Genomic DNA, 20,626 nt, shown 5'->3' with positions numbered 1-20,626 from the left:
GACATTATGCTATTGTTAGTTCTTCTACCATTTGTTCTTCAGTCTCTAAACGTTTTAACGCACGTTTATATTCGGTAGGCATCACTTTTACAAAGTTCTTTAAACTAGTTTCCCAGTTTGCTAATAATTTTTTACCTTGGTTACTGTTTGTGTATCGAACGTGTTTTTCAATTAATGCCTTTAAATCTCGGGCATCTTCATTTAAAACTTGTTCAAATTCTATGGATTGGGTATTACATAAACCGTTTGTGAATTTATCTTCAGGGTCGTAAACATAAGCAATACCACCACTCATACCTGCAGCAAAGTTTCTACCTGTTTTGCCAAGTACAACGACTTTTCCTCCAGTCATATACTCACAACCATGATCTCCAACGCCTTCAACAACAGTAATGGCTCCAGAGTTCCTAACGGCAAAACGTTCGCCAGCAATTCCATTGATATATGCTTCACCTTGAATAGCTCCGAATAAACAAACATTACCAACAATGATATTGTTTTCTGCAATAAAATCGGCTTTTGCAGGTTTTTTAACTATTAATTTGGCACCTGATAATCCTTTGCCCAAGTAATCGTTCGTGTTTCCTTCTACTGTAAATGTTAAACCATTAGCACCAAAAGCTCCAAAACTTTGACCAGCTGAACCTGTAAAATTTATATTAAGGGTATCTTCTGGTAAACCTAAATGGCCATATATTTTTGAAATTTCATTACTAACGATAGCTCCAACAGTACGATCGGTATTGTGAATTGGATAGGCTAAAGTCATTTTTTCTTTTCTATATAAGGCTCTGTGAGAGTCTTTTAATATTTTAAAATCAATAACATCATCTAAATTGTGATCTTGTTTTTCGGTATTCTTAACGGTCATTGATTTATAAGCTTCTGGACGGTGTAAGATGGCTGATAAATCCAATCCTTTTGCTTTATAATGGGTAATTGCTTTGTTGGCGTTAATTTTATGGGTTTGACCAACCATTTCAGCTAAGGTTCTAAACCCTAATTGTGCCATAATACCTCTTAATTCTTCAGCAATGTAGTAGAAGAAATTAATAACATGTTCAGGTGTGCCTTTGAAGTTTTTACGTAACTCTTTATCTTGGGTTGCAATACCAACTGGACAAGTGTTTAGGTGACATTTACGCATCATAATACAACCTGAAGCAACAAGAGGAGCTGTAGCAAAACCAAATTCTTCTGCTCCTAATAAAGCAGCGATGGCAACATCTCTACCGGTTTTTAATTGACCATCACATTCCACAACAATTCTACTTCTTAAGTTATTTAAAACTAACGTTTGTTGTGCTTCGGCTAAACCAAGTTCCCAAGGTAAACCAGCATGTTTTAATGATGTCAAAGGAGAAGCTCCTGTACCACCATCATAACCAGCAATAAGCACCACATCGGCTTTTGCTTTTGCAACACCAGCAGCAATGGTCCCCACACCAACTTCTGAAACTAATTTAACATTAATTCTAGCTTCACGATTGGCATTTTTTAAGTCGAAAATTAACTGTGCTAAATCTTCAATTGAGTAAATATCGTGATGCGGTGGCGGTGAAATCAATCCAACAAAAGGTGTTGAATTTCGCGCTGCAGCAATCCATGGTAATACTTTTTCGCCGGGTAATTGTCCACCTTCACCAGGCTTTGCTCCTTGAGCCATTTTAATTTGAATTTCCTTCGCATTGGTTAAGTAATGGGATGTGACGCCAAAACGACCTGATGCTACTTGCTTAATAGCCGAGTTACGACTATCGCCATTTAAGTCTGGGTGGAAACGTTTTCTGTCTTCACCACCTTCTCCAGAATTGGATTTACCGCCAATACGGTTCATGGCAATGGCTAAGTTTTCGTGTGCTTCTCTAGAGATAGATCCATAAGACATAGCACCTGTTTTGAAACGTTTAACGATTTCGGTCCAAGGTTCTACTTCGTCTAATGGAATGGGGTCAAGCTTATCAAATTCAAATAAACCACGAATGGTCATTAAATTTTCAGACTGTTCGTTTACGGCTTTGGCATACACATCGTAACTTGCTTGGTCGCTTAATCTAACCGCCTGTTGTAGCTTAGCTACGGTAGTTGGGTTGAACATGTGACGTTCACCATTACGTCTCCATCTGTAATCGCCACCAATATTCAATCCTAAACGTTTGTCTATTAAATTATCTGGATAGGCATATTTGTAACGTTCGTTAATTTCCTTTTCGATTTCATACAAGCCAATACCTTCAATTCTTGAAGCTGTATAAGGGAAATATTTTTCAACAAATGCAGAATTGAAACCAACTATTTCGAAAATTTGAGAACCTCTATACGAATGTAACGTAGAGATTCCAATTTTATTCATAATTTTCAAGATGCCAGAGCCAATAGCTTTATTGAAGTTATTAACCGCTTTTTCTTCATCCATACCGGTTATGAAACCTTCTTTTACTTGTGAACGGATAATTTCATTTACCATATATGGGTTGATAGCACTTGCACCATAACCAAATAAGGTAGCAAAATGATGCGGTTCGCGAGGTTCTGCCGATTCGATAATGATATCAAAATAAGAACGCTTGCGTAAACGGTTCATTTGGTGGTTTACGTAAGAACAGGCCAACAACGCAGGAATTGGTGCGAAATCTTTATTGACACCTCTATCGGACAATATGATGATGTTTACACCTCTATCAATGGCTTTAGAAACTTGGGTGATCATGTCTTCTAAAGCATCTTCTAAACCATTAAGTCCTTGAGATTTTGGGTATAAAATATGAATAGTTTCTGCTTTAAAACTTTCAATTTGTATGGTTCTGATTTTTTCTAAATCGGCATTGGAAATCACAGGATTTTGGATTCTTAGTTTTCTACACTGTCTTTCTGTAATGCTGAAAATGTTTCTATCTTTCCCAAGATTTAAACTAATATCGGTTACAATTTCTTCACGAATACCATCTAAAGGCGGATTGGTAACTTGTGCGAATAATTGTTTGAAATAATTTGAAATTAATTGAGGTCTATCCGATAATACAGCCAGAGGCGTATCGGTACCCATAGAGCCTAAAGCTTCTTTACCGGCAACAGCCATAGGTGTGATAACTTCCTGAATATCCTCGAACGTATAATTAAATAAACGTTGTCTTGTTTTAATGTCGATAGTTTCTATCGGGCAAGTTTCGTTAGTGTAAGGCACATCTTTTAAATGTAAACGTGTCTGGTCCAACCATTTTTTATAAGGTCTTTCAGTAACAATTTTACTTTTAATTTCTTCGTCTTCAATAATGCGTCCTTCATTCATGTCTACCAAGAACATTTTTCCTGGTTCCAATCTACCGTGTCTTTCTACATCTTCAGGAGCAATATCTACTACCCCAATTTCAGACGCCATGATTAATTTACCACTTTTGGTTATGGTATATCTAGAAGGTCTTAATCCATTTCTATCCAGTAAAGCACCAATGTAGTCACCATCTGTAAAAGGGACAGAAGCTGGACCATCCCAAGCCTCCATGATGCACGCATTGTACTCGTAGAATGCTTTACGTTCTTCAGACATGGTTTTGTGTTTTTCCCATGCTTCAGGAATCATCATCATCATAATCTCAGGAAGCGACCTGTCGGTATGTGTTAACAATTCAACCACCATATCCATAGAAGCAGAATCTGATTTACCGGGTAATATAATGGGGAATAATTTTTCTATTTGAGGTCCGAAAACGTCACTTTTCATGATTTCTTCGCGAACACGCATTCTACTTACGTTACCACGAAGGGTATTAATCTCTCCATTTTGACACATAAAACGGAACGGTTGTGCCAGTTCCCAAGTAGGCATGGTGTTGGTAGAGAAACGTTGGTGTACCAACGCTAAGCGGGTTACCAAATCTTTTTGTTGTAAATCGGTATAATATGGCCCAATATCTTCAGGCATAATAATACCTTTATAAATAAGGGTTGTAGTAGATAAACTTGGTACGTAAAAATAGCCGCTTTCAGAGATTTTGGATTCTCTAATAGCATGCTCTGTAATTTTACGGGCAGCATATAATTTAGCTTTAAAAACAGCTTCGGTGATAGCTTCTGTTTTTCCAATAAAAAGTTGTTCAATATTAGGTTCTGAAGCTAGTGCAATTTCTCCTAAATTAGAAGAATCCACAGGCACTTGTCGCCATCCTAATATAGATAAACCTTGTTCTTTTATTTCTTTTTCAAAAGTGTTTTTACAAAATTGATATTGGTTAGATATTTTAGGTAAAAATACCATACCTACGGCGTACTCTCTTTGTTCAGGAATATCAAAACTACACACGCGTTTAAAATAATCGTGAGGAATATCAATTAACAAACCAGCGCCATCACCAGTTTTTCCATCGGCACTTACACCACCACGGTGCTCTAACTTTACTAGAATTTCTAACGCATCATGGATAATTTGATTTGTCTTCTCTCCTTTAAGATTACAAATAAACCCTGCGCCACAGTTTTCGTGTTCAAATTCAGGCAAATACATTCCTTGTTTCTTCAGCATAATCAACAAATATTGGTTTAAAAACTTGAGTTGAAATGCTAAGATATGACCTTGTTTTTGAATAACAATAGAGGGGAATTCATTATTTCGATTTTAGAAGTGAAGTTTGGCTAAAAATAATTATATGTTAATAATAAAGTGATTTTTTAATAAATATTCAACACATAAATTATTCTAGAATAAATTAAGGATTACTGAAATTATGCTAATAATTATTCGCATTAACGAAAATAAAATCACTAAAAAATAGAAAATACTGACGATAATTCAATTATGCTATTTAGTAAAAAATCAAAAAATCAAAAAAAAATACAAATCACCCTTTAAAAATTAGGGTAAAAAATGAAATATTCATAAAAATACGTAGAACACCCCTTCTTTTTATGGGGGTTAAATTTTTTTAATTTAGTTTTACGTCATTCTTAAGGAACAAACCAAAATTAATAAACTTAAAAACTCAAAACATTATGAAAAAAATTATTACCCTTTCAATGCTTTTTATGGCAACGGCGTTATTTGCACAAGAAGAGACACCTGAGCCAAAATTTACTTTTAGTGGTAGTGTAGATGCATATTACAGAGCAAATTTTACATCACCTAATGATGAAAATGCCCAAGCACCAGGGACATCGTTTGCTAATTTGCCAGGGTTTGCTTTAGGTATGGCTAATGTAATTGCTTCTTACGAAGGTGAAAAAGTTGGTTTTGTTGCCGATTTAGTATTTGGCCCAAGAGGTACTGATGCTATTTTTGCTTCTCCAATGTATTCTGCAACAGGCGACATTGTAAACCAATTATATGCTTACTGGAATGTAAGTGAAAGCGTTAAATTAACAATGGGTAACTTTAACACCTTTTTAGGATATGAGGTTATTTCTCCAACAGCTAATTTTAACTACAGTACATCTTATTTATTCTCTTACGGGCCATTTAGCCATACAGGTTTAAAAGCAGATTTTACTTTATCTGAAGATTTTAGTTTAATGTTAGGTGTTATGAACGATACCGATTTAACGGAGTTTAACCCAACAGGAGATTATGCTTTTGGGGCTCAATTAGGCTTTAAAGGTCAATTCTTAAATGTATTAGTAGACCCATCTTTTACTGAAGTTGATTTTACAGGTGGTTTTGATGTAACCGATTCTTTCTTTTTAGGAATTAATGCTGCTCATTTAAGTTATGAAGATAATGCAGGTGGTTTTACAGGAGGGGCTTTGTATCCACAATTAGCGCTGTCTGATACATTTACACTTGGTTTAAGAGCTGAGTACTTTGATCAAGAAGTTAATCCAGATTTCGATCCAATTGGAACAGGAATGGATTCTAGTGTATTTGCTACGACTTTAACAGCAAGCTTTGCTATTGACAATTTAACTATCAAGCCAGAGATTCGTTTAGATTCTGCTTCTGATGATGCATTTTTAGACAACGACTTAGCAGGAACAAAAAGTCTAAGCTCTTTTGTACTAGCTGCAATATACTCTTTCTAAATAGTATAAAACAACCAATCAAAATAAAAGGAAAATAAAGCAATTGCTCAATGAACCTAAATTGCTTTATTTTTCTTTAACTAACCCTAAAAACTTATTATTATGTCAATATTTAACACACCCCTCTTAATTCAAGATACCGCCGCTATAGAAGGCGACATGGGAATGCTTTGGATGCTTATTTCAGGTATTTTAGTATTCTTCATGCAGGCAGGATTTTTCTTAGTAGAATCTGGAATGACCGATTCTAAAAATGCGGTAAACATCGCCATGAAAAATTTCCTGGACATTGCAGTAGGCTCATTGGCTTTCTGGTTTGTTGGATATTCATTAATGTACGGAGCTGATGCGTCCGGAGGTTTCCTTCATTGGGGAGGTTTTACCTTCTCTCAAGGAGCTGCCGATTTATTCTTCCAAACGGTGTTTGCTGCAACAGCTGCAACTATTGTATCTGGAGCTATCGCTGGAAGAACTAAATATACAACATACGCTATTTTTAGTATCGTTATGACTGCTGTTATTTATCCAATAGCTGGTGGTTGGGAATGGAATGGTGGCTGGTTAAATAATACCGATGGCATCATGCCTGCCGAATTTATTGATTTTGCAGGGTCTTCAATCGTTCACTCTGTAGGTGGATGGGCGGCACTTGTTGCTGCCTGGATGGTAGGACCAAGAATTGGTAAATACCTTAACGGTAAACCAATTGAAATGCATGGTCACAACCAAATGTATGCTACTTTGGGTGTATTTATCCTTTGGTTAGGATGGTTTGGATTTAATGGTGGATCACAATTAGCTTGGGGTGGCGACGATGCTACAGCAGCTTCTCAAGTGGTGCTTGTAACTAATTTAGCGGCTTCTGCTGGAGCTATCGCAGCATTATTATTTACTTGGATTAAAAATGGAAAACCAAATTTAGGAATGACCTTAAATGGTGCGCTTGCTGGTCTTGTTAGTATTACTGCAGGATGTGGCAACATGAGCGAGGGTGGTGCTGTATTAGCTGGTTTATTAGGTGGCTTACTTGTTGTTTTCTCTATTGGTTTTGTTGAAAAAACCTTAAAAGTAGATGACGCTGTAGGTGCGATATCTGTACACGGTGTAGCCGGTGCTTGGGGTACTTTAGTAATAGGACTTTGGGGTGTTGACGGTGATACTGGCATTGGTCTTTTTAACGGTGGTGGTGCTGCCCAATTAGGCGCTCAAGCTATAGGTGTTTTAGCATATGCTGTATGGTCTATTGGACTGTCTTATATTTTCTTACTTATTTTGAAAAGGACGATAGGATTAAGAGTATCTGAAGCTGAAGAAATTGCAGGTCTTGATATTTCTGAACATGGTTCTTTAGCTTATCCTGGTAAGAGACAAAGAGAAATAGAATAATTCATATAAAAACACAAAATCGAAAAAAGCCTTATTGTTTTAATAAGGCTTTTTTTGGTTCATAAAACTAAAATTATTTAAAACCAAAAAGCTTTTAAAGATTTATTGAATTTGAATATATACTTATTATGAAAAAAATCGAAGCAATTATTAGAAAATCCAAATATCGTGTAGTGAAAGACGCACTTCATGCTGTTGGGGTTAATTTTTTCTCGTACTGGGACGTGACTGGTTTGGGAAATGAAAAGGAAGGCCATGTATATCGAGGAATATCGTACAGCACAAGTGATATCCAGCGTAGGTATCTTTCCATTGTCGTTAATGATGATTTTGAGGAAGTAACAGTAAAAGCCATTCTTGATGCTGCATCAACCGGAGAAGTAGGTGATGGTAAACTTTTTGTTTCAGAAATAACAGAATGCTACAGAATTAGAACTGGTGAAAAAGGAGGAGACACTTTAAGGTAATCTATTGAAACAATCAATTTAACTAATTTAATTATGGAAGAAATAGTAAAAAATATAGCCGATATTAATGGTGTGTTAGACATCATGTGGATATTAATTGCAGGGGCTTTGGTTTTCTTTATGCAAGCTGGATTTACACTTGTAGAAACTGGATTTACAAGATCTAAAAATGCAATTAATATTATTATGAAAAATTTAATGGACTTTTGCATTGGGTCTGTTGGGTTTTGGTTAATAGGTTACGCACTTATGTATGGTGATGACATAGGGACATTTATAGGAACACCTTCATTATTCTTTAATGATGCAGGAGAAATGCACAATTTATTCTTTCAAACCGTTTTCTGTGCAACAGCAGCAACAATAGTGTCTGGTGCCATTGCAGAAAGAACCAAATTTACAACATACTTAGTGTTTTCTTTATTGATGACCGTCCTTATATATCCCGTTTCAGGACATTGGGTTTGGCAAGGTGATGGTTGGTTAACAAAACTTGGATTTATTGATTTTGCGGGCTCTAGTGTAGTTCACTCTGTAGGTGGATGGGCAGCTCTAGTTGCTGCGTTATTGGTAGGTCCTAGAATTGGAAAATACACAAACGGAAAATCTAACGCCATACCTGGACATAGTATTTTATTTGGTGCATTAGGTGTATTTATTCTATGGTTAGGTTGGTATGGATTTAATGGCGGCTCACAATTAGCAATTTCTGGTGAAAATGTAACTGCAGTTTCAAATGTAATAATTACAACAAACATAGCTGCTGCGGCTGGTGCGCTTGCAGCAATGTTTTTTACTTGGATAAAATATGGCAAACCAGATGCTTCTATGACATTAAATGGTGTACTTGCAGGATTGGTAGGTGTTACAGCAGGTTGTGCAGCGGTAGATAATTTTGGAGCACTGGCAATAGGTCTTATTTGTGGAATATTAGTTGTAGTTTCAATTGAATTTGTAGACAAGAAATTAAAAGTAGACGATCCAGTAGGTGCAGTTTCAGTACATGGTATTTGTGGTGCAGTTGGTACATTATGTGTCGGTTTATTTGCAACCGATGGTGGTTTATTCTATGGTGGCGGTTTTGGGCAATTGGGTGCACAAGCAGCAGGTGTTTTTGGAATAGGAGCATGGGCAATAGGGGCTTCATTCGTTGTGTTATATATTCTTAAGAAAACAATGGGCTTACGCGTTTCTGAAAAAGAAGAAGTAGAAGGTCTTGATATCCACGAACATGGTATGGAAGCTTATCCAGATTTCAGATTAAACGAGCATTAATAGCATTTATATTTAATAATAAAAATATATTTTTTCAAAAGTATCCCTAAAATATTAGGGGTACTTTTGTTTTTTTGTCATTTATCAAAAAGGCACCCCTTGTCTTTTGTACCCTTTTTAAATTAATTCTTTACTTTTGATTTTTCAAATTTAAAATTTTAACAGGATGAAAAAAATTGAAGCAATTATTAGAAAATCCAAATATCGTGTCGTGAAGGAAGCTTTGCACGAAGTTGGTGTAAACTTTTTCTCGTACTGGGATGTCACGGGTATTGGAAATGAAAAGGAAGGGCATGTATACCGTGGTGTAACCTATAGTACAAGTGATATTCAACGCAGATATTTGTCTATTGTAGTCAATGATGATTTTGAAGAAGCTACGATACAAGCCATTCTTCGTTCAGCAGGAACAGGTGAAGTAGGAGATGGTAAAATCTTTGTATCTGATGTCAAAGAATGCTACAGGATAAGAACTGGAGAAAAAGGTGGAGACACTTTAAAATAATAATCAGCTAATAAAACAATATTATGGAATTACTTACAACAAATAATGTATGGATGATGATCTGTACAGCACTTGTGTTTTTTATGCACTTAGGATTTTCTTTTTTAGAAATTGGATTAACAAGACAAAAAAATACAATAAACATTTTATTTAAAAATATTTTTATCATTACTATAGGATTGCTGCTTTACTGCTTTGTAGGGTTCAACCTTATGTATCCAGGAGAATTTAATGGATTTTTAGGGTTTTCAGGCTTTGGGTTAAGTTCACCATTAACAGCTGAAGGTGCTTTGGATTTAACATATAATGAAGGTTATACCTATTGGACAGATTTCTTGTTCCAAGGTATGTTTGCCGCCACTGCTGCCACTATCGTTTCTGGTGCAGTTGCTGAGCGTATCAAAATTGTACCATTCATGATTTTTACAGTAATATATGTTGGATTCGTTTATCCAATTGCTGGATCTTGGAAATGGGGAGGTGGATTTTTACAAACATTAGAAACACCATTTTACGATTTTGCAGGTTCTACATTAGTGCATTCTGTTGGTGGATGGGCAGCCGTTGTTGCTGTTTGTTTATTAGGTCCACGTATTGGTAAGTTTAAAGAAGGAAAACCTCAAGCGATTCCTGGTCATAATTTACCATTAGCGACTGGTGGTGTTTTAATTTTATGGTTAGGATGGTTCGGATTTAATGGTGGTTCTGTACTTTCTGCAGATCCAGGATTAACATCATTAACGCTTGTAACAACTTGTTTAGCAGCTGCGGCTGGTGGCGTTGTAGCGATGTTGGTATCTACAGCTATGTACAAAAACTTAGATTTAACCATGTTCTTAAATGGTATATTAGGTGGTTTAGTTGGTATTACTGCAGGGGCAGACCAAATGAGCCCTACCGATGCTATCTTAATTGGTTCTATAGCAGGTACTTTAATTGTTTTTGCTGTGGCTTTTATTGACAGACTAAAATTAGACGACCCTGTTGGTGCTATTGCAGTTCACTTAGTATGTGGTGTTTGGGGAACATTGGCAGTAGGTATTTTTGGAAAATTGGCTGGTGTAGATCAATTTATTAGCCAATTAATAGGTGTGGGGTCTTATGCTGTATTCTGTTTAGTAACGGCATTCATCATTATTTTTGCACTTAAGAAAACCGTAGGAATCCGCGTTTCTGAAAAAGAAGAATTAGAAGGATTGGATGCACACGAACATGGTATGGATGCGTATCCAGACTTTAGATTGAATGAGCATTAATCTATAGGTTTTAAATATAAATTGAAAAAAAGAGGTTTTGCCATGTGGCAAAACCTCTTTTTTTATTGTAATTATAAAAGTTAATACTCTAAGAGACGACTGTCTAAGTTTTATCTTTTGGTTCTTTTGTGCGTATTTTTCGTTATACTTCAACTATTTTGAGATTCATAGCTATGTACCTCTCTCTCGCGGCAGACTGGCTCCTTCACTAAAAAGGTCTCCCAGACCTTTTTTATACGCTTGGCCCTGTCTGACAAAACACACACTATAGAATATTCTAAAAACAAAATTCAGACAGTCCTAAAGATATTGTCAATATTTCCTTAAATTTGAAATAAACTGCTAAATGGAGTTATTATGAAGAAAATTGAAGCACTTATTAGAAAATCCAAATATCGTGTCGTGAAGGAAGCTTTGCACGAAGTTGGTGTAAACTTTTTCTCTTATTGGGATGTTACCGGTATAGGAAACGAAAAAGAAGGACATGTGTACCGTGGGATAACCTATAGTACAAGCGATATTCAACGCAGATATTTGTCTATTGTAGTCAATGATGATTTTGAAGAAGTGACCATACAGGCCATTCTTCGTTCTGCAGGTACAGGTGAAGTTGGAGATGGTAAAATCTTTGTGTCTGATGTCAAAGAGTGCTACAGAATAAGAACTGGAGAAAAAGGCGGTGATACTTTAAGATAGCTCGATATAATTATTAATAAGGAGAAATAAACGTTGTTCTATTTAACAGCTCCAAAACATAAAAGGCTGTCTTGAGAATTCAAGACAGCCTTTATTATATTAAAAACTTGGTGTTTTAAATGTTATGCCGAATTTCTACTAGCATTAATATTTCCAAAAAGAGAGCGTGTTACTATCTTTTCAAAAATTTTAATTTGCTCGGTATCTTTTACGTCTTCTTTTTCCAGTTCCTGAATCTTTTTAAGCGCATACTGCTGTATGGTAAGTAATGGTAAAACAATAGATTCCCTAACTTCAATAGAAGCCTTTCCCGAAGGCTCGTTTTCCATTAACTGTTTATAACCGGTGAGTTTTAACAATAATGTTTTTGTTGTAATATATTCGCTGTAAATAATATTCCAAAACGCACCAAACTCTTTGTCTTTAGACATGTATTTAGTTAAATCGAAAAACGATTTTGTTAAGCTCATCATGCTGTTTTCCAACAACGTTTTAAAGAATTTGGAGTTTTTGTAAAGCTGTTCAACTTTATAAAATTCGCCTTTATCTTCATACTTTTTTAAGGCCGTTCCAACGCCAAAAAAACCGGGAACATTTTGTTTTAATTGGCTCCAAGACCCCACAAAAGGAATGGCTCTTAAATCAGAGAAAACTAATTTATCTGAAGAGCCTCTTTTTGATGGTCTACTTCCAATATTGGTTTTAGCATAATATTTTAAAGTACTCATGCGTTCCAAGTACGGAATGAACATGGGGTGGCTTTTAAAATCTTTATAGGCTTGGTAGCTTGTTTCGGCTAAATCGTCCATTACAATTCTATCTTCATCAGATAGTTCATGTTTTTCTTTTCCTAAGCGGTTAAACATGCCCGAACTTATAAGCTGTTCTAAATTGTATTGAGACGAATCTAAAGTTCCAAAATTAGAACTTATAGTTTGTCCTTGAACGGTAAGCTGTACTTCTTTATCTTCAATTTTAGGTCCTAAAGATGCATAAAACTGGTGTGTTTTTCCACCACCTCTTGCCGGCGGACCTCCACGACCATCAAAAAATATAGCAGTAATACCATATTTTCTAGACATTTCGGTAAGCATTTCTTTAGCAGTATAAATACCCCAGTTTGCCATTAAATATCCACCATCTTTGGTACCATCAGAAAAACCTAGCATGATAGTTTGCTTGTTGCCACGGTTTTTTAAATGTGCCATGTATGCTGGATTTGTATATAATTGCTCCATGACGGCAGGGGCATTTTCTAAGTCGGTAATGGTTTCAAAAAGTGGCACCACATCTACGGTTAAGTCATCTTTAAATGCCACTATTTTAAGCATGGCAAAAAGCTGCATCATATTTAAAGCCGTTTGGTTGTTGCTAATAATATATCTATTAGCTCCGCGCTCGCCATTACTTTCTTGTATCTCTTTAATAGCCTCAATGGTTTTTAAGGTGTTATAAACCATTTCATCTTCAAATACATTGATATCAACACTTATATCTGCAACTTCCGATAAAATTTTAATTTGTTCAGCCTCAGATAAATCGTGGTAATTTTTTGGGAATGAAGTATTCCCATTGCTAATTAAATGGTCAATTACTGTTGTGAAAACAGCATGATGAATTCTACTATCTTGTCTAATATCCAAGGTTGCAAAATTATAGCCGAATAAATGGAGTCGGTTAATTAAGCTGTTTATTTCATTAACATAAAGAGACTGGAAGTCTTCAACAATGACATTTCTAATGCTTAATAATTCTTTAAGAAACTCTTTTGAAGTAATAGCATCAGGATAATCTAAGTTGATGCTAAAATTGTAGAAAATAGTTTCTAAGCGTATAACACGCTCTTCAATACCTCTAAAGGTCAATTTGCGTCTTAAGTTTTTTAAGTCGGCATAATATTTTTTTAAGATAGCTTGTTTAAGCTTTTTCGCTACGCGAAGGGTCGTATCTGGTTTTACAAATGGGTTTCCATCGCGATCACCACCTGGCCAAAAACCAATATTGATTATTTCGTTATGTTTTTTGCCGTCATCGTAAATATTCTGTTGGATGTAATTGTAAATTTCTCCAAAAGATTGATAAAAAACATTTTCTAAATACCATATTAAGCTTTTTGCTTCATCGTAAGGTGTTGGCTTTTCGTGTTTAAAGAAAGGTGTTTTTCCTAACTGAGCAAATAGGTTGTTAATTTCAGACAGGTTATTTTTTTTAATAGCCTCGGTTAAATCCGTAATAATACCAAGTACAGAGCCTGGGTAAAATTGTGTTGGGTGCGCCGTTAAAACAATGCGTACTTTAAACTCTTCTAGATAACTTTGTAAAGCTTCCAAATTGTTACTAGAAACAGCCGATTCTTTAAGGTTTCTTAAAGTACCAATACCTTCCATGTTGTTTACAATAGGGAAAGCAGCATCTTCAACAGCATCAAATAAAACCACTTGACGCTCTATATATTGTATAAACCTAAAAAGTAGATTTATTTGGCTTTCCTTAGAGCGTCTTCCTTGGTATTTTTTAAAGAAAGTATCAACGATGGTGGTTGGATCGTCTCCATTTTTAAATCCTTTTTCGCAGGTTTCATGAAACAAAGGCAGTAACGCCCCTGTTTTTGTAATAGCATCAAAAGGTAAGGTCATAAATATACTATTGTATATTTGGTATTTGGATAGTACGTGTTGTTTGAATCGTGTTAATTTCGGTTCTACAGACATAAGGTAGTTCAGTTCTATTGAAAATTAACCATAAAAGTAAGGAAGCTTTAATTAACGAACATAGAATTTTTAAAATTTTATTGATTTTTATTATTTACTGAATTCTGATTGAGAATAATTAAAAAAATGCTCACTTAATCTGAATCTTTATAACCTAATTTCTTTCCAATACTTTACAGAAGCCACGTAAAGCTTGCTTTTTTTTATACAGCTCTATTTGGAAGTATGTTAGAAGTATGACAATTGTCATGTTTTGTTTTGTTATTTAGTTGGTACTTCGCATCTTTTAAGTTTTCATAAACTTGTTCAAAACAAAGGGAAATTACAATTGCCAATTTTGAATGAACTCATCTTGACTTTTTTGATTGAAGCGAAAAACAGAGATTTTAGTTCCATTTTTTAGCTTTTTAGCACTCTATAGCAGTGCTACGGAGTAAAAAAATAGGTAAAAAATGGGACAAAAAGAGCATTTTGCAGCCAATTGAAAAAGTCAAGATGAGTTCAATACTAATTTTTATTAATGTAAATACTTTGAAGGTATTTTATAAACAAGAAACAAATGAATAAAAACCATACATTCCACATTCCCGTGATGGGCATTGGATTTACAATAGACGCACCGTTAAAAGTTGCTCAATACGGAATAGACTCTGTAATCTCATTGGTTGATGATATTTTGATTGAGAAATTGAGAAAAATGTATAGTGAAAAATTTGAAATTCCCTATACTGAAATAACTGATAAAATAGATGATTTTAGAGCAAAACGAATTACATCCTATTTGAATATGATGAGCGATTTGGTCGATAAAAAATTTGAAGCTTTAAAAATGGGTGTTGCCGAAAAAGGTGAAGAACTAAAAGCTTACATAAGCATGCTACCATCAAGCTCTAAAGTAAAGCAAGAGTTTAATAAGCTAACAGAAAAAGGATTTAATATTTCAGAAATTAAACAATGGGCTTCACAAAACCTAACCAAAGGGAGTATTGATGTTAATATTATGACGAAAGTTGATAAAGACAACTATATTAAAAACGAAAAGTTGCCAATAGAGTATAACGATGCCCATGCCGCTTTACGAGGTTTTGCGAATAGTAAGCTAAAATCTTCGGTGGTATTATCGGCAGGAATGAACCCCAGATTGTATGCATACATGAGCCAGTTTGATGATTTTTATCCAACAGAGGACGGTACTTTTAGAAAGAAAATTATCTTAAAAGTGAGCGATTATAGATCGGCGTTAATTCAGGGTAAATTTTTGGCAAAAAAAGGCTTGTGGGTATCAGAATACAGAATAGAGTCAGGGCTTAACTGTGGTGGACACGCTTTTGCTACTGATGGCTATTTGTTAGGACCCGTTTTGGCAGAATTTAAAGAAAAAAGAGAAGAGTTAAGAGCGTCTGTAGAAGCTATCGTAAACCAAGAATTAGTTCATCAAGGGCGAGCCATTCCAAAAACACCTTTAAGCATCAGAATTTCGGCTCAAGGTGGTGTTGGTACACATGAAGAGCATGAATTTTTGCTTAACCAATATCAATTAGATGCTGTTGGTTGGGGAACGCCCTTTTTATTAGTGCCAGAAGCAACGACAGTTGATGAAAAAACCATGAATCAATTGATGCTTGCTAAAGAAGATGACTTGTATTTAAGCGACATTTCACCATTAGGCGTGCCATTTAATAACCTCAGATCGAATACCAAAGATTTAGAAAAAGAAGCGCTAATCAATAAAGGCAGACCAGGAAGTTCGTGTCCTAAAAAATTTGTGGCCTTAAATAAAGAATTCAAAGAAACAGGTATTTGTACGGCATCTAGGGAATATCAACATCTAAAAATAAAGGAATTAGATAAAGCTGGCTTGCCTTTAAATGAATATCAAAAAGAATTTAATAAAATAACCGAAAAATCGTGTACCTGTGTGGGTTTAGGTACCTCGGCATTATTGGCTTATAATTTAGACACCAAGGTTGAAGGCGAGGGCGTTTCTATTTGTCCAGGGCCTAACATGGCGTATTATTCAAGAGTCATGAGTTTAAAGAATATGACAGACCATATTTATGGGAGAGACAACATGATTTCTAGAACCGATCGCCCTAATATGTTCGTTAAAGAGCTCACTATTTATATCGATTATTTAAAGAATAAGTTAGAGGAAGCAAAAACAGTAATGACCAATAAAGAAGAAAAATACCTGCTGACCTTCACTAATAATTTAAATGAGGGTGTTTCTTATTATAAAACCTTGTTTAATGAATTAAAAAGCACGTTTCAAGATATAAAAGACGAGGTGCTAGATGCGTTAACCAACGGTGAAAAATCATTAAGTTTAATAGCTTTGGAAATCCAGGATTTATCAATTCAAAACCAGAAAACACAAGTAGCTGTCTAGCGTTAAGTTAAGCATAATTTAGCCAGCCCAAGTCTTGTTCTTTTTTCTTTTACTTCGTTAAAAAAATGTACCGTAGCTAGGGCTATGCTAAGTTTTTTAGCCTTATAGAAGAAAAAAATAATGACGACTTAATCGATACATTACACTTAACCCAACACTAGTATTTGTGTTTAATTATTTAAAGAAGTTTTTGTTTTGGTAAATAAATATGCCTTTGATTAAAAAGAATTTAAAAATTTAATAAAAAGACAAAGACCCATTTAATTCTCATTCATTTTTTCTATTAATCTCAGTTCAATAAGATTATAATTAAGATATTTGTAAAATAATTGAACAGCATAAGAGGATTTTCTTGTGTAAAATGTTGAAGATTAATAGAATTCATGGACTTAGTAAAAGAAATAAAGCGTCTAAAAGAAGAGAAAAATGCGGTCATATTGGCGCATTATTATCAAGTTGCAGAAATACAGGATATTGCCGATTATGTTGGTGATAGTTTGCAGTTGTCACAAAAAGCAGCCGAAACCGATGCTGATATTATTGTATTTGCAGGGGTTCATTTTATGGCAGAAACTGCTAAAATATTGAATCCAACCAAAATGGTCGTGTTACCCGATTTGAAAGCGGGTTGTTCGTTGGCAGATTCTTGTCCGCCGGAAGCTTTTGAAAAATTCACGAAAGCCCATCCAAACCATGTGGTTATTACCTATGTAAATTGTTCCGCTGAAATTAAAGCATTAAGCGATATTGTTTGTACATCGTCAAACGCTGTAAAAATTGTAGAATCCATTCCAAAAGAAACGCCTATTATTTTTGCGCCAGATAAAAACTTAGGGCGTTATGTTGGTAAACAAACGGGCAGGGATTTATTGCTTTGGGACGGAAGTTGCATTGTTCACGAAGCGTTTTCAATAGATAAATTAATTGAACTTCATAAAAAATATCCTGACTATAAAATTATTGCACATCCAGAATCAGAGGAGCATATTTTAAATACAGCGACCTACATTGGTTCTACCTCGGGGATGATAAATTTTGTGAAGGCACATCCTGAAGAAAAATTTATTGTGGCTACCGAAGCAGGCATTTTACATAAAATGCAGTTAGAAATGCCCAATACCGAATTAATTCCTGCACCAGCGGTTGAAGACAATACCTGTGCTTGTAGCGAATGCCATTTCATGAAAATGAACACGCTACAAAAACTATACGATTGTCTGTTAAATGAAAGCCCTCAAATAGAAGTACCGGAACACATTAGAGAACGTGCTTTATTGCCAATAGAACGTATGTTAGAGCTTTCTAAATAACATGATTAATACAGACTATTTAGTAATTGGATCTGGCATTGCAGGTTTAACTTTTTCGGTTAAAATAGCCGAAAAATTTCCAAACAGAAACGTTATTATTGTAACCAAGGCAAACGAAGATGAATCGAACACCAAGTATGCACAAGGTGGTGTTGCCGTTGTTTTGGACAAAGAAAAGGATTCTTTTAAAAAGCATATTAAAGATACTTTAATTGCAGGTGATGGTTTGTGCAATGAAGAAGTGGTTAAAATGGTTGTTGAAGAAGGTCCCAAACGTTTAGAAGAACTTTTGCTTTGGGGAGCTAATTTTGATGTAGATGCAGGAGGTGAATTCGATTTAGGAAAAGAAGGCGGACATTCAGAATATCGTGTTGTGCACCATAAAGATATTACGGGTTACGAAATAGAGCGCGCCTTGCTTAAACGTGCCCATCAATTACCCAATATCACTATTTTACCTCACCATTTCGCCATCGATTTGGTTACAAATCACCATATTGTAAACGATACATCGGAAAAGTTATCCTGCTACGGTGCTTATGTTTTCGACCAAAAAACCGACAACATTTTCACTATAAAAGCAAATAGCACCCTTTTAGCCTCTGGTGGTATTGGTTGTGTTTATGGACATACTACAAACCCCATTATTGCCACGGGCGATGGTATCGCTATGGCTTACAGGGCAAAAGCTAAAATTAAGGATATGGAGTTTGTGCAATTTCACCCAACAGCTTTATATGAAGCAAAGGGCGAATCGTCATTTTTAATTTCAGAGGCTGTCAGAGGCTTTGGTGCGTATTTACGAAACAAATCGGGATACCGATTTATGTTGGATTACCACGAACAAGCCGAATTAGCATCGCGCGATATTGTTTCGCAAAGTATTGATAGTGAATTGAAAAAATCGGGTGAAACGCATGTGTATTTAGATTGCACCCATTTAGATATGAATGCTTTTAAAAATCATTTTCCTAATATTTATAACAAGTGCTTAAAGCATCACATAAAAATTGAAACCGATTGGATACCTGTTGTTCCGGCGTCTCATTATTTATGTGGTGGTATTGAAGTGAATAAAAAAGGAAAAACAAGTATTTCCAATTTATTTGCCTGTGGCGAATGCTCCAGAACAGGATTACATGGAGCCAACAGGCTTGCTTCCAATTCGCTATTGGAAGCCTTGGTGTATGCGCATAATATTTTTAAGTACCATAGTGAAAATGACTATGAAGTAGCCAATGTCATAATTCCAGATTGGAATGATGAGGGTACAACCATCCCTAAAGAACATATTTTAATACAGCATAATTTAAAACAAATGCAGGCTTTAATGCGAGATTATGTGGGTATTGTAAGAAGTAACAAACGATTAAAACAAGCCATAAAGCACTTAGATTTAATATATAATGAGGTTGAAGAATTATATAAAGAATCTAAAATATCAACCTCGCTTTGCGAGTTGCGTAACATGGTTAATGTATCGCATTTAATTGTAAAGCAATCTTTAGAAAGAACCGAAAACAAAGGAGGTTATTTTAATATTGATAACGTAGATAAGTAGAAAGGATACTATTAAAATTCCCCAAATAAAAAAGAGGCTGCCTAAAATAAGGCAGCCTCAATAAAATGAGTTTAATGAATAATGGTTATTTTCCTAACATCAATAATTCATTGCAAACTATTTCGGTAACATAGCGTTTATTACCATCTTTATCATCATAACTACGTGATGTTAATTTGCCTTCAATGGCAACTTCTTTGCCTTTAGTTACATATTTTTCAATTATTTGGGCTGTTTTCCCCCAAGCAACAACGTTGTGCCATTGCGTGTCCGTGATTTTTTCACCTTTAGTATTGGTGTAGCTTTCGTTTGTTGCAATAGCAAATTTTGCTAGTGTTTTTCCAGATTCTAAATTAATGATTTCTGGATCGTTTCCTAAGTTGCCAATCAACTGTACTTTGTTTCTAAGTGTGCTCATGATTTTAATTTTTAATTGTTAAACAGTTAATACTATCGAGTTCTGATGTTTCGACATGGCAAAGATGTTATTGTTGGAAAAATATAATCGGTTAGTAAACATTTGTGTTCGTTTGTAAATGTTTGTAGTCGTTTAAATCGCTTTAAATGATTGATAACAGGGGGTGTATGAAATATGTTGCAGAAATATAAAAATTGTATATAGCTGCCCTTTTTTATCATCATCAAGCGCAAAACCCTTTACAAGATAACTTTTTAAAATACTGTTAGCCCAAATTCTAAACATGGTGGCTTTTTGTGAACTAACCTTATAGCCAACTGAAATTATAGCATCAAGATTATAAAACTGAATATTTCTTTGAACATTTCGACCACCTTCTTTTTGAACTGTCAAGATTTCCTTGACAGTTCAAAATTTATTTAATTCACCTTCTTTGTATATGTTGTTTAAGTGAAAGCTAATTTGAGAAACCCAAACTGTTTTGTGCTCATCGTCTAATATTGGTTAAAAGAGCCTTGTTAAAAGCAATAGAGAATATGGGGTTGAGCTCGCGGTAACTAATAAAGGATCAGTGGTTTTGAGGTAGTGGAATGGAGGAGTTATTTAGATTACCAATAAGTAAAGGGAAATCGGAATTGGAACT

14 protein-coding genes are annotated in these 20,626 nt (G+C 35.0%); 10 read left to right on the top strand and 4 right to left on the bottom strand.

The genetic code is table 11. The annotated features are described in order from the left end of the window. Positions 1 to 4: 4 nt before the first annotated feature. The gene (gene gltB, locus ACGLWY_RS04535; RefSeq protein ID WP_396618466.1) at positions 5 to 4,519 is read right to left on the bottom strand and encodes a glutamate synthase large subunit; all 4,515 of its coding nucleotides are present in this window, start codon (positions 4,517 to 4,519) and stop codon (positions 5 to 7) included. A 467-nt stretch (positions 4,520 to 4,986) separates the two neighbouring features. On the opposite strand from gltB, the gene ACGLWY_RS04530 reads away from it, so the two are divergent. From ACGLWY_RS04530 to ACGLWY_RS04500, 7 genes are all read left to right on the top strand, one after another. After that, the gene (locus ACGLWY_RS04530) at positions 4,987 to 6,009 is read left to right on the top strand and encodes a porin (RefSeq protein WP_396618465.1); all 1,023 of its coding nucleotides are present in this window, start codon (positions 4,987 to 4,989) and stop codon (positions 6,007 to 6,009) included. Between the two features lie 102 nt (positions 6,010 to 6,111). Then, positions 6,112 to 7,395, top strand: coding sequence for an ammonium transporter (locus ACGLWY_RS04525; protein ID WP_396618464.1), 1,284 nt, complete (start codon positions 6,112 to 6,114; stop codon positions 7,393 to 7,395). A 128-nt stretch (positions 7,396 to 7,523) separates the two neighbouring features. Beyond that, positions 7,524 to 7,862: a P-II family nitrogen regulator gene (locus ACGLWY_RS04520; RefSeq protein WP_396618463.1), complete on the top strand. Its 339-nt coding sequence runs from the start codon at positions 7,524 to 7,526 to the stop codon at positions 7,860 to 7,862. A gap of 33 nt (positions 7,863 to 7,895) precedes the next feature. Next, on the top strand, positions 7,896 to 9,137 hold the full coding sequence (locus tag ACGLWY_RS04515; RefSeq protein WP_396618462.1) for an ammonium transporter: 1,242 nt from the start codon (positions 7,896 to 7,898) through the stop codon (positions 9,135 to 9,137). A 166-nt stretch (positions 9,138 to 9,303) separates the two neighbouring features. Beyond that, on the top strand, positions 9,304 to 9,642 hold the full coding sequence (locus tag ACGLWY_RS04510; protein WP_396618461.1) for a P-II family nitrogen regulator: 339 nt from the start codon (positions 9,304 to 9,306) through the stop codon (positions 9,640 to 9,642). Between the two features lie 23 nt (positions 9,643 to 9,665). Then, positions 9,666 to 10,898 (top strand): ammonium transporter, encoded by a 1,233-nt coding sequence (locus ACGLWY_RS04505; RefSeq protein ID WP_396618460.1) that lies wholly within the window; start codon positions 9,666 to 9,668, stop codon positions 10,896 to 10,898. 357 nt (positions 10,899 to 11,255) lie between these two features. Continuing rightward, a complete protein-coding gene (locus ACGLWY_RS04500; protein ID WP_396618459.1) occupies positions 11,256 to 11,594 on the top strand; it encodes a P-II family nitrogen regulator in 339 nt (112 codons plus the stop codon). A 122-nt stretch (positions 11,595 to 11,716) separates the two neighbouring features. Here the strand turns inward: ACGLWY_RS04500 and ACGLWY_RS04495 are convergent, their stop codons facing one another. Continuing rightward, a complete protein-coding gene (locus ACGLWY_RS04495; protein WP_396618458.1) occupies positions 11,717 to 14,305 on the bottom strand; it encodes a phosphoenolpyruvate carboxylase in 2,589 nt (862 codons plus the stop codon). A gap of 559 nt (positions 14,306 to 14,864) precedes the next feature. Between ACGLWY_RS04495 and ACGLWY_RS04490 the strand changes: the two genes are divergently transcribed. The 3 genes from ACGLWY_RS04490 to nadB all read left to right on the top strand — a co-directional run bounded on the left by ACGLWY_RS04490 (position 14,865) and on the right by nadB (position 19,565). Continuing rightward, positions 14,865 to 16,694: a hypothetical protein gene (locus ACGLWY_RS04490; RefSeq protein WP_396618457.1), complete on the top strand. Its 1,830-nt coding sequence runs from the start codon at positions 14,865 to 14,867 to the stop codon at positions 16,692 to 16,694. Between the two features lie 383 nt (positions 16,695 to 17,077). Next, positions 17,078 to 18,004: a quinolinate synthase NadA gene (gene nadA / locus ACGLWY_RS04485; protein ID WP_396618456.1), complete on the top strand. Its 927-nt coding sequence runs from the start codon at positions 17,078 to 17,080 to the stop codon at positions 18,002 to 18,004. A gap of 1 nt (position 18,005) precedes the next feature. Then, positions 18,006 to 19,565: an L-aspartate oxidase gene (gene nadB, locus ACGLWY_RS04480; RefSeq protein WP_396618455.1), complete on the top strand. Its 1,560-nt coding sequence runs from the start codon at positions 18,006 to 18,008 to the stop codon at positions 19,563 to 19,565. An 85-nt stretch (positions 19,566 to 19,650) separates the two neighbouring features. Here the strand turns inward: nadB and ACGLWY_RS04475 are convergent, their stop codons facing one another. Then, positions 19,651 to 19,983, bottom strand: coding sequence for a single-stranded DNA-binding protein (locus ACGLWY_RS04475; RefSeq protein WP_396618454.1), 333 nt, complete (start codon positions 19,981 to 19,983; stop codon positions 19,651 to 19,653). A gap of 132 nt (positions 19,984 to 20,115) precedes the next feature. Beyond that, positions 20,116 to 20,379 carry a RhuM family protein gene (rhuM, locus tag ACGLWY_RS04470; protein WP_396618631.1) on the bottom strand — a complete coding sequence of 88 codons (264 nt, stop codon included), beginning with the start codon at positions 20,377 to 20,379 and terminating at the stop codon, positions 20,116 to 20,118. Positions 20,380 to 20,626: the final 247 nt, after the last annotated feature.

Origin of the sequence: Mariniflexile sp. HMF6888, assembly GCF_044335535.1 — a bacterium.
GTDB lineage: Bacteria > Bacteroidota > Bacteroidia > Flavobacteriales > Flavobacteriaceae > Mariniflexile.
This window is presented reverse-complemented; position numbering and strand designations above follow the sequence as displayed.

Bases quoted from the DNA above. Each gene is read 5' to 3' on its own strand.
- ACGLWY_RS04500 (WP_396618459.1), top strand. From the start codon at position 11,256: ATGAAGAAAATTGAAGCACTTATTAGAAAATCCAAATATCGTGTCGTG.
- ACGLWY_RS04495 (WP_396618458.1), bottom strand. From the start codon at position 14,305: ATGTCTGTAGAACCGAAATTAACACGATTCAAACAACACGTACTATCC.
- ACGLWY_RS04520 (WP_396618463.1), top strand. From the start codon at position 7,524: ATGAAAAAAATCGAAGCAATTATTAGAAAATCCAAATATCGTGTAGTG.
- gltB (WP_396618466.1), bottom strand. From the start codon at position 4,519: ATGCTGAAGAAACAAGGAATGTATTTGCCTGAATTTGAACACGAAAAC.
- nadA (WP_396618456.1), top strand. From the start codon at position 17,078: ATGGACTTAGTAAAAGAAATAAAGCGTCTAAAAGAAGAGAAAAATGCG.
- ACGLWY_RS04475 (WP_396618454.1), bottom strand. From the start codon at position 19,983: ATGAGCACACTTAGAAACAAAGTACAGTTGATTGGCAACTTAGGAAAC.
- ACGLWY_RS04490 (WP_396618457.1), top strand. From the start codon at position 14,865: ATGAATAAAAACCATACATTCCACATTCCCGTGATGGGCATTGGATTT.
- nadB (WP_396618455.1), top strand. From the start codon at position 18,006: ATGATTAATACAGACTATTTAGTAATTGGATCTGGCATTGCAGGTTTA.
- ACGLWY_RS04515 (WP_396618462.1), top strand. From the start codon at position 7,896: ATGGAAGAAATAGTAAAAAATATAGCCGATATTAATGGTGTGTTAGAC.
- ACGLWY_RS04505 (WP_396618460.1), top strand. From the start codon at position 9,666: ATGGAATTACTTACAACAAATAATGTATGGATGATGATCTGTACAGCA.
- ACGLWY_RS04525 (WP_396618464.1), top strand. From the start codon at position 6,112: ATGTCAATATTTAACACACCCCTCTTAATTCAAGATACCGCCGCTATA.
- ACGLWY_RS04510 (WP_396618461.1), top strand. From the start codon at position 9,304: ATGAAAAAAATTGAAGCAATTATTAGAAAATCCAAATATCGTGTCGTG.
- ACGLWY_RS04530 (WP_396618465.1), top strand. From the start codon at position 4,987: ATGAAAAAAATTATTACCCTTTCAATGCTTTTTATGGCAACGGCGTTA.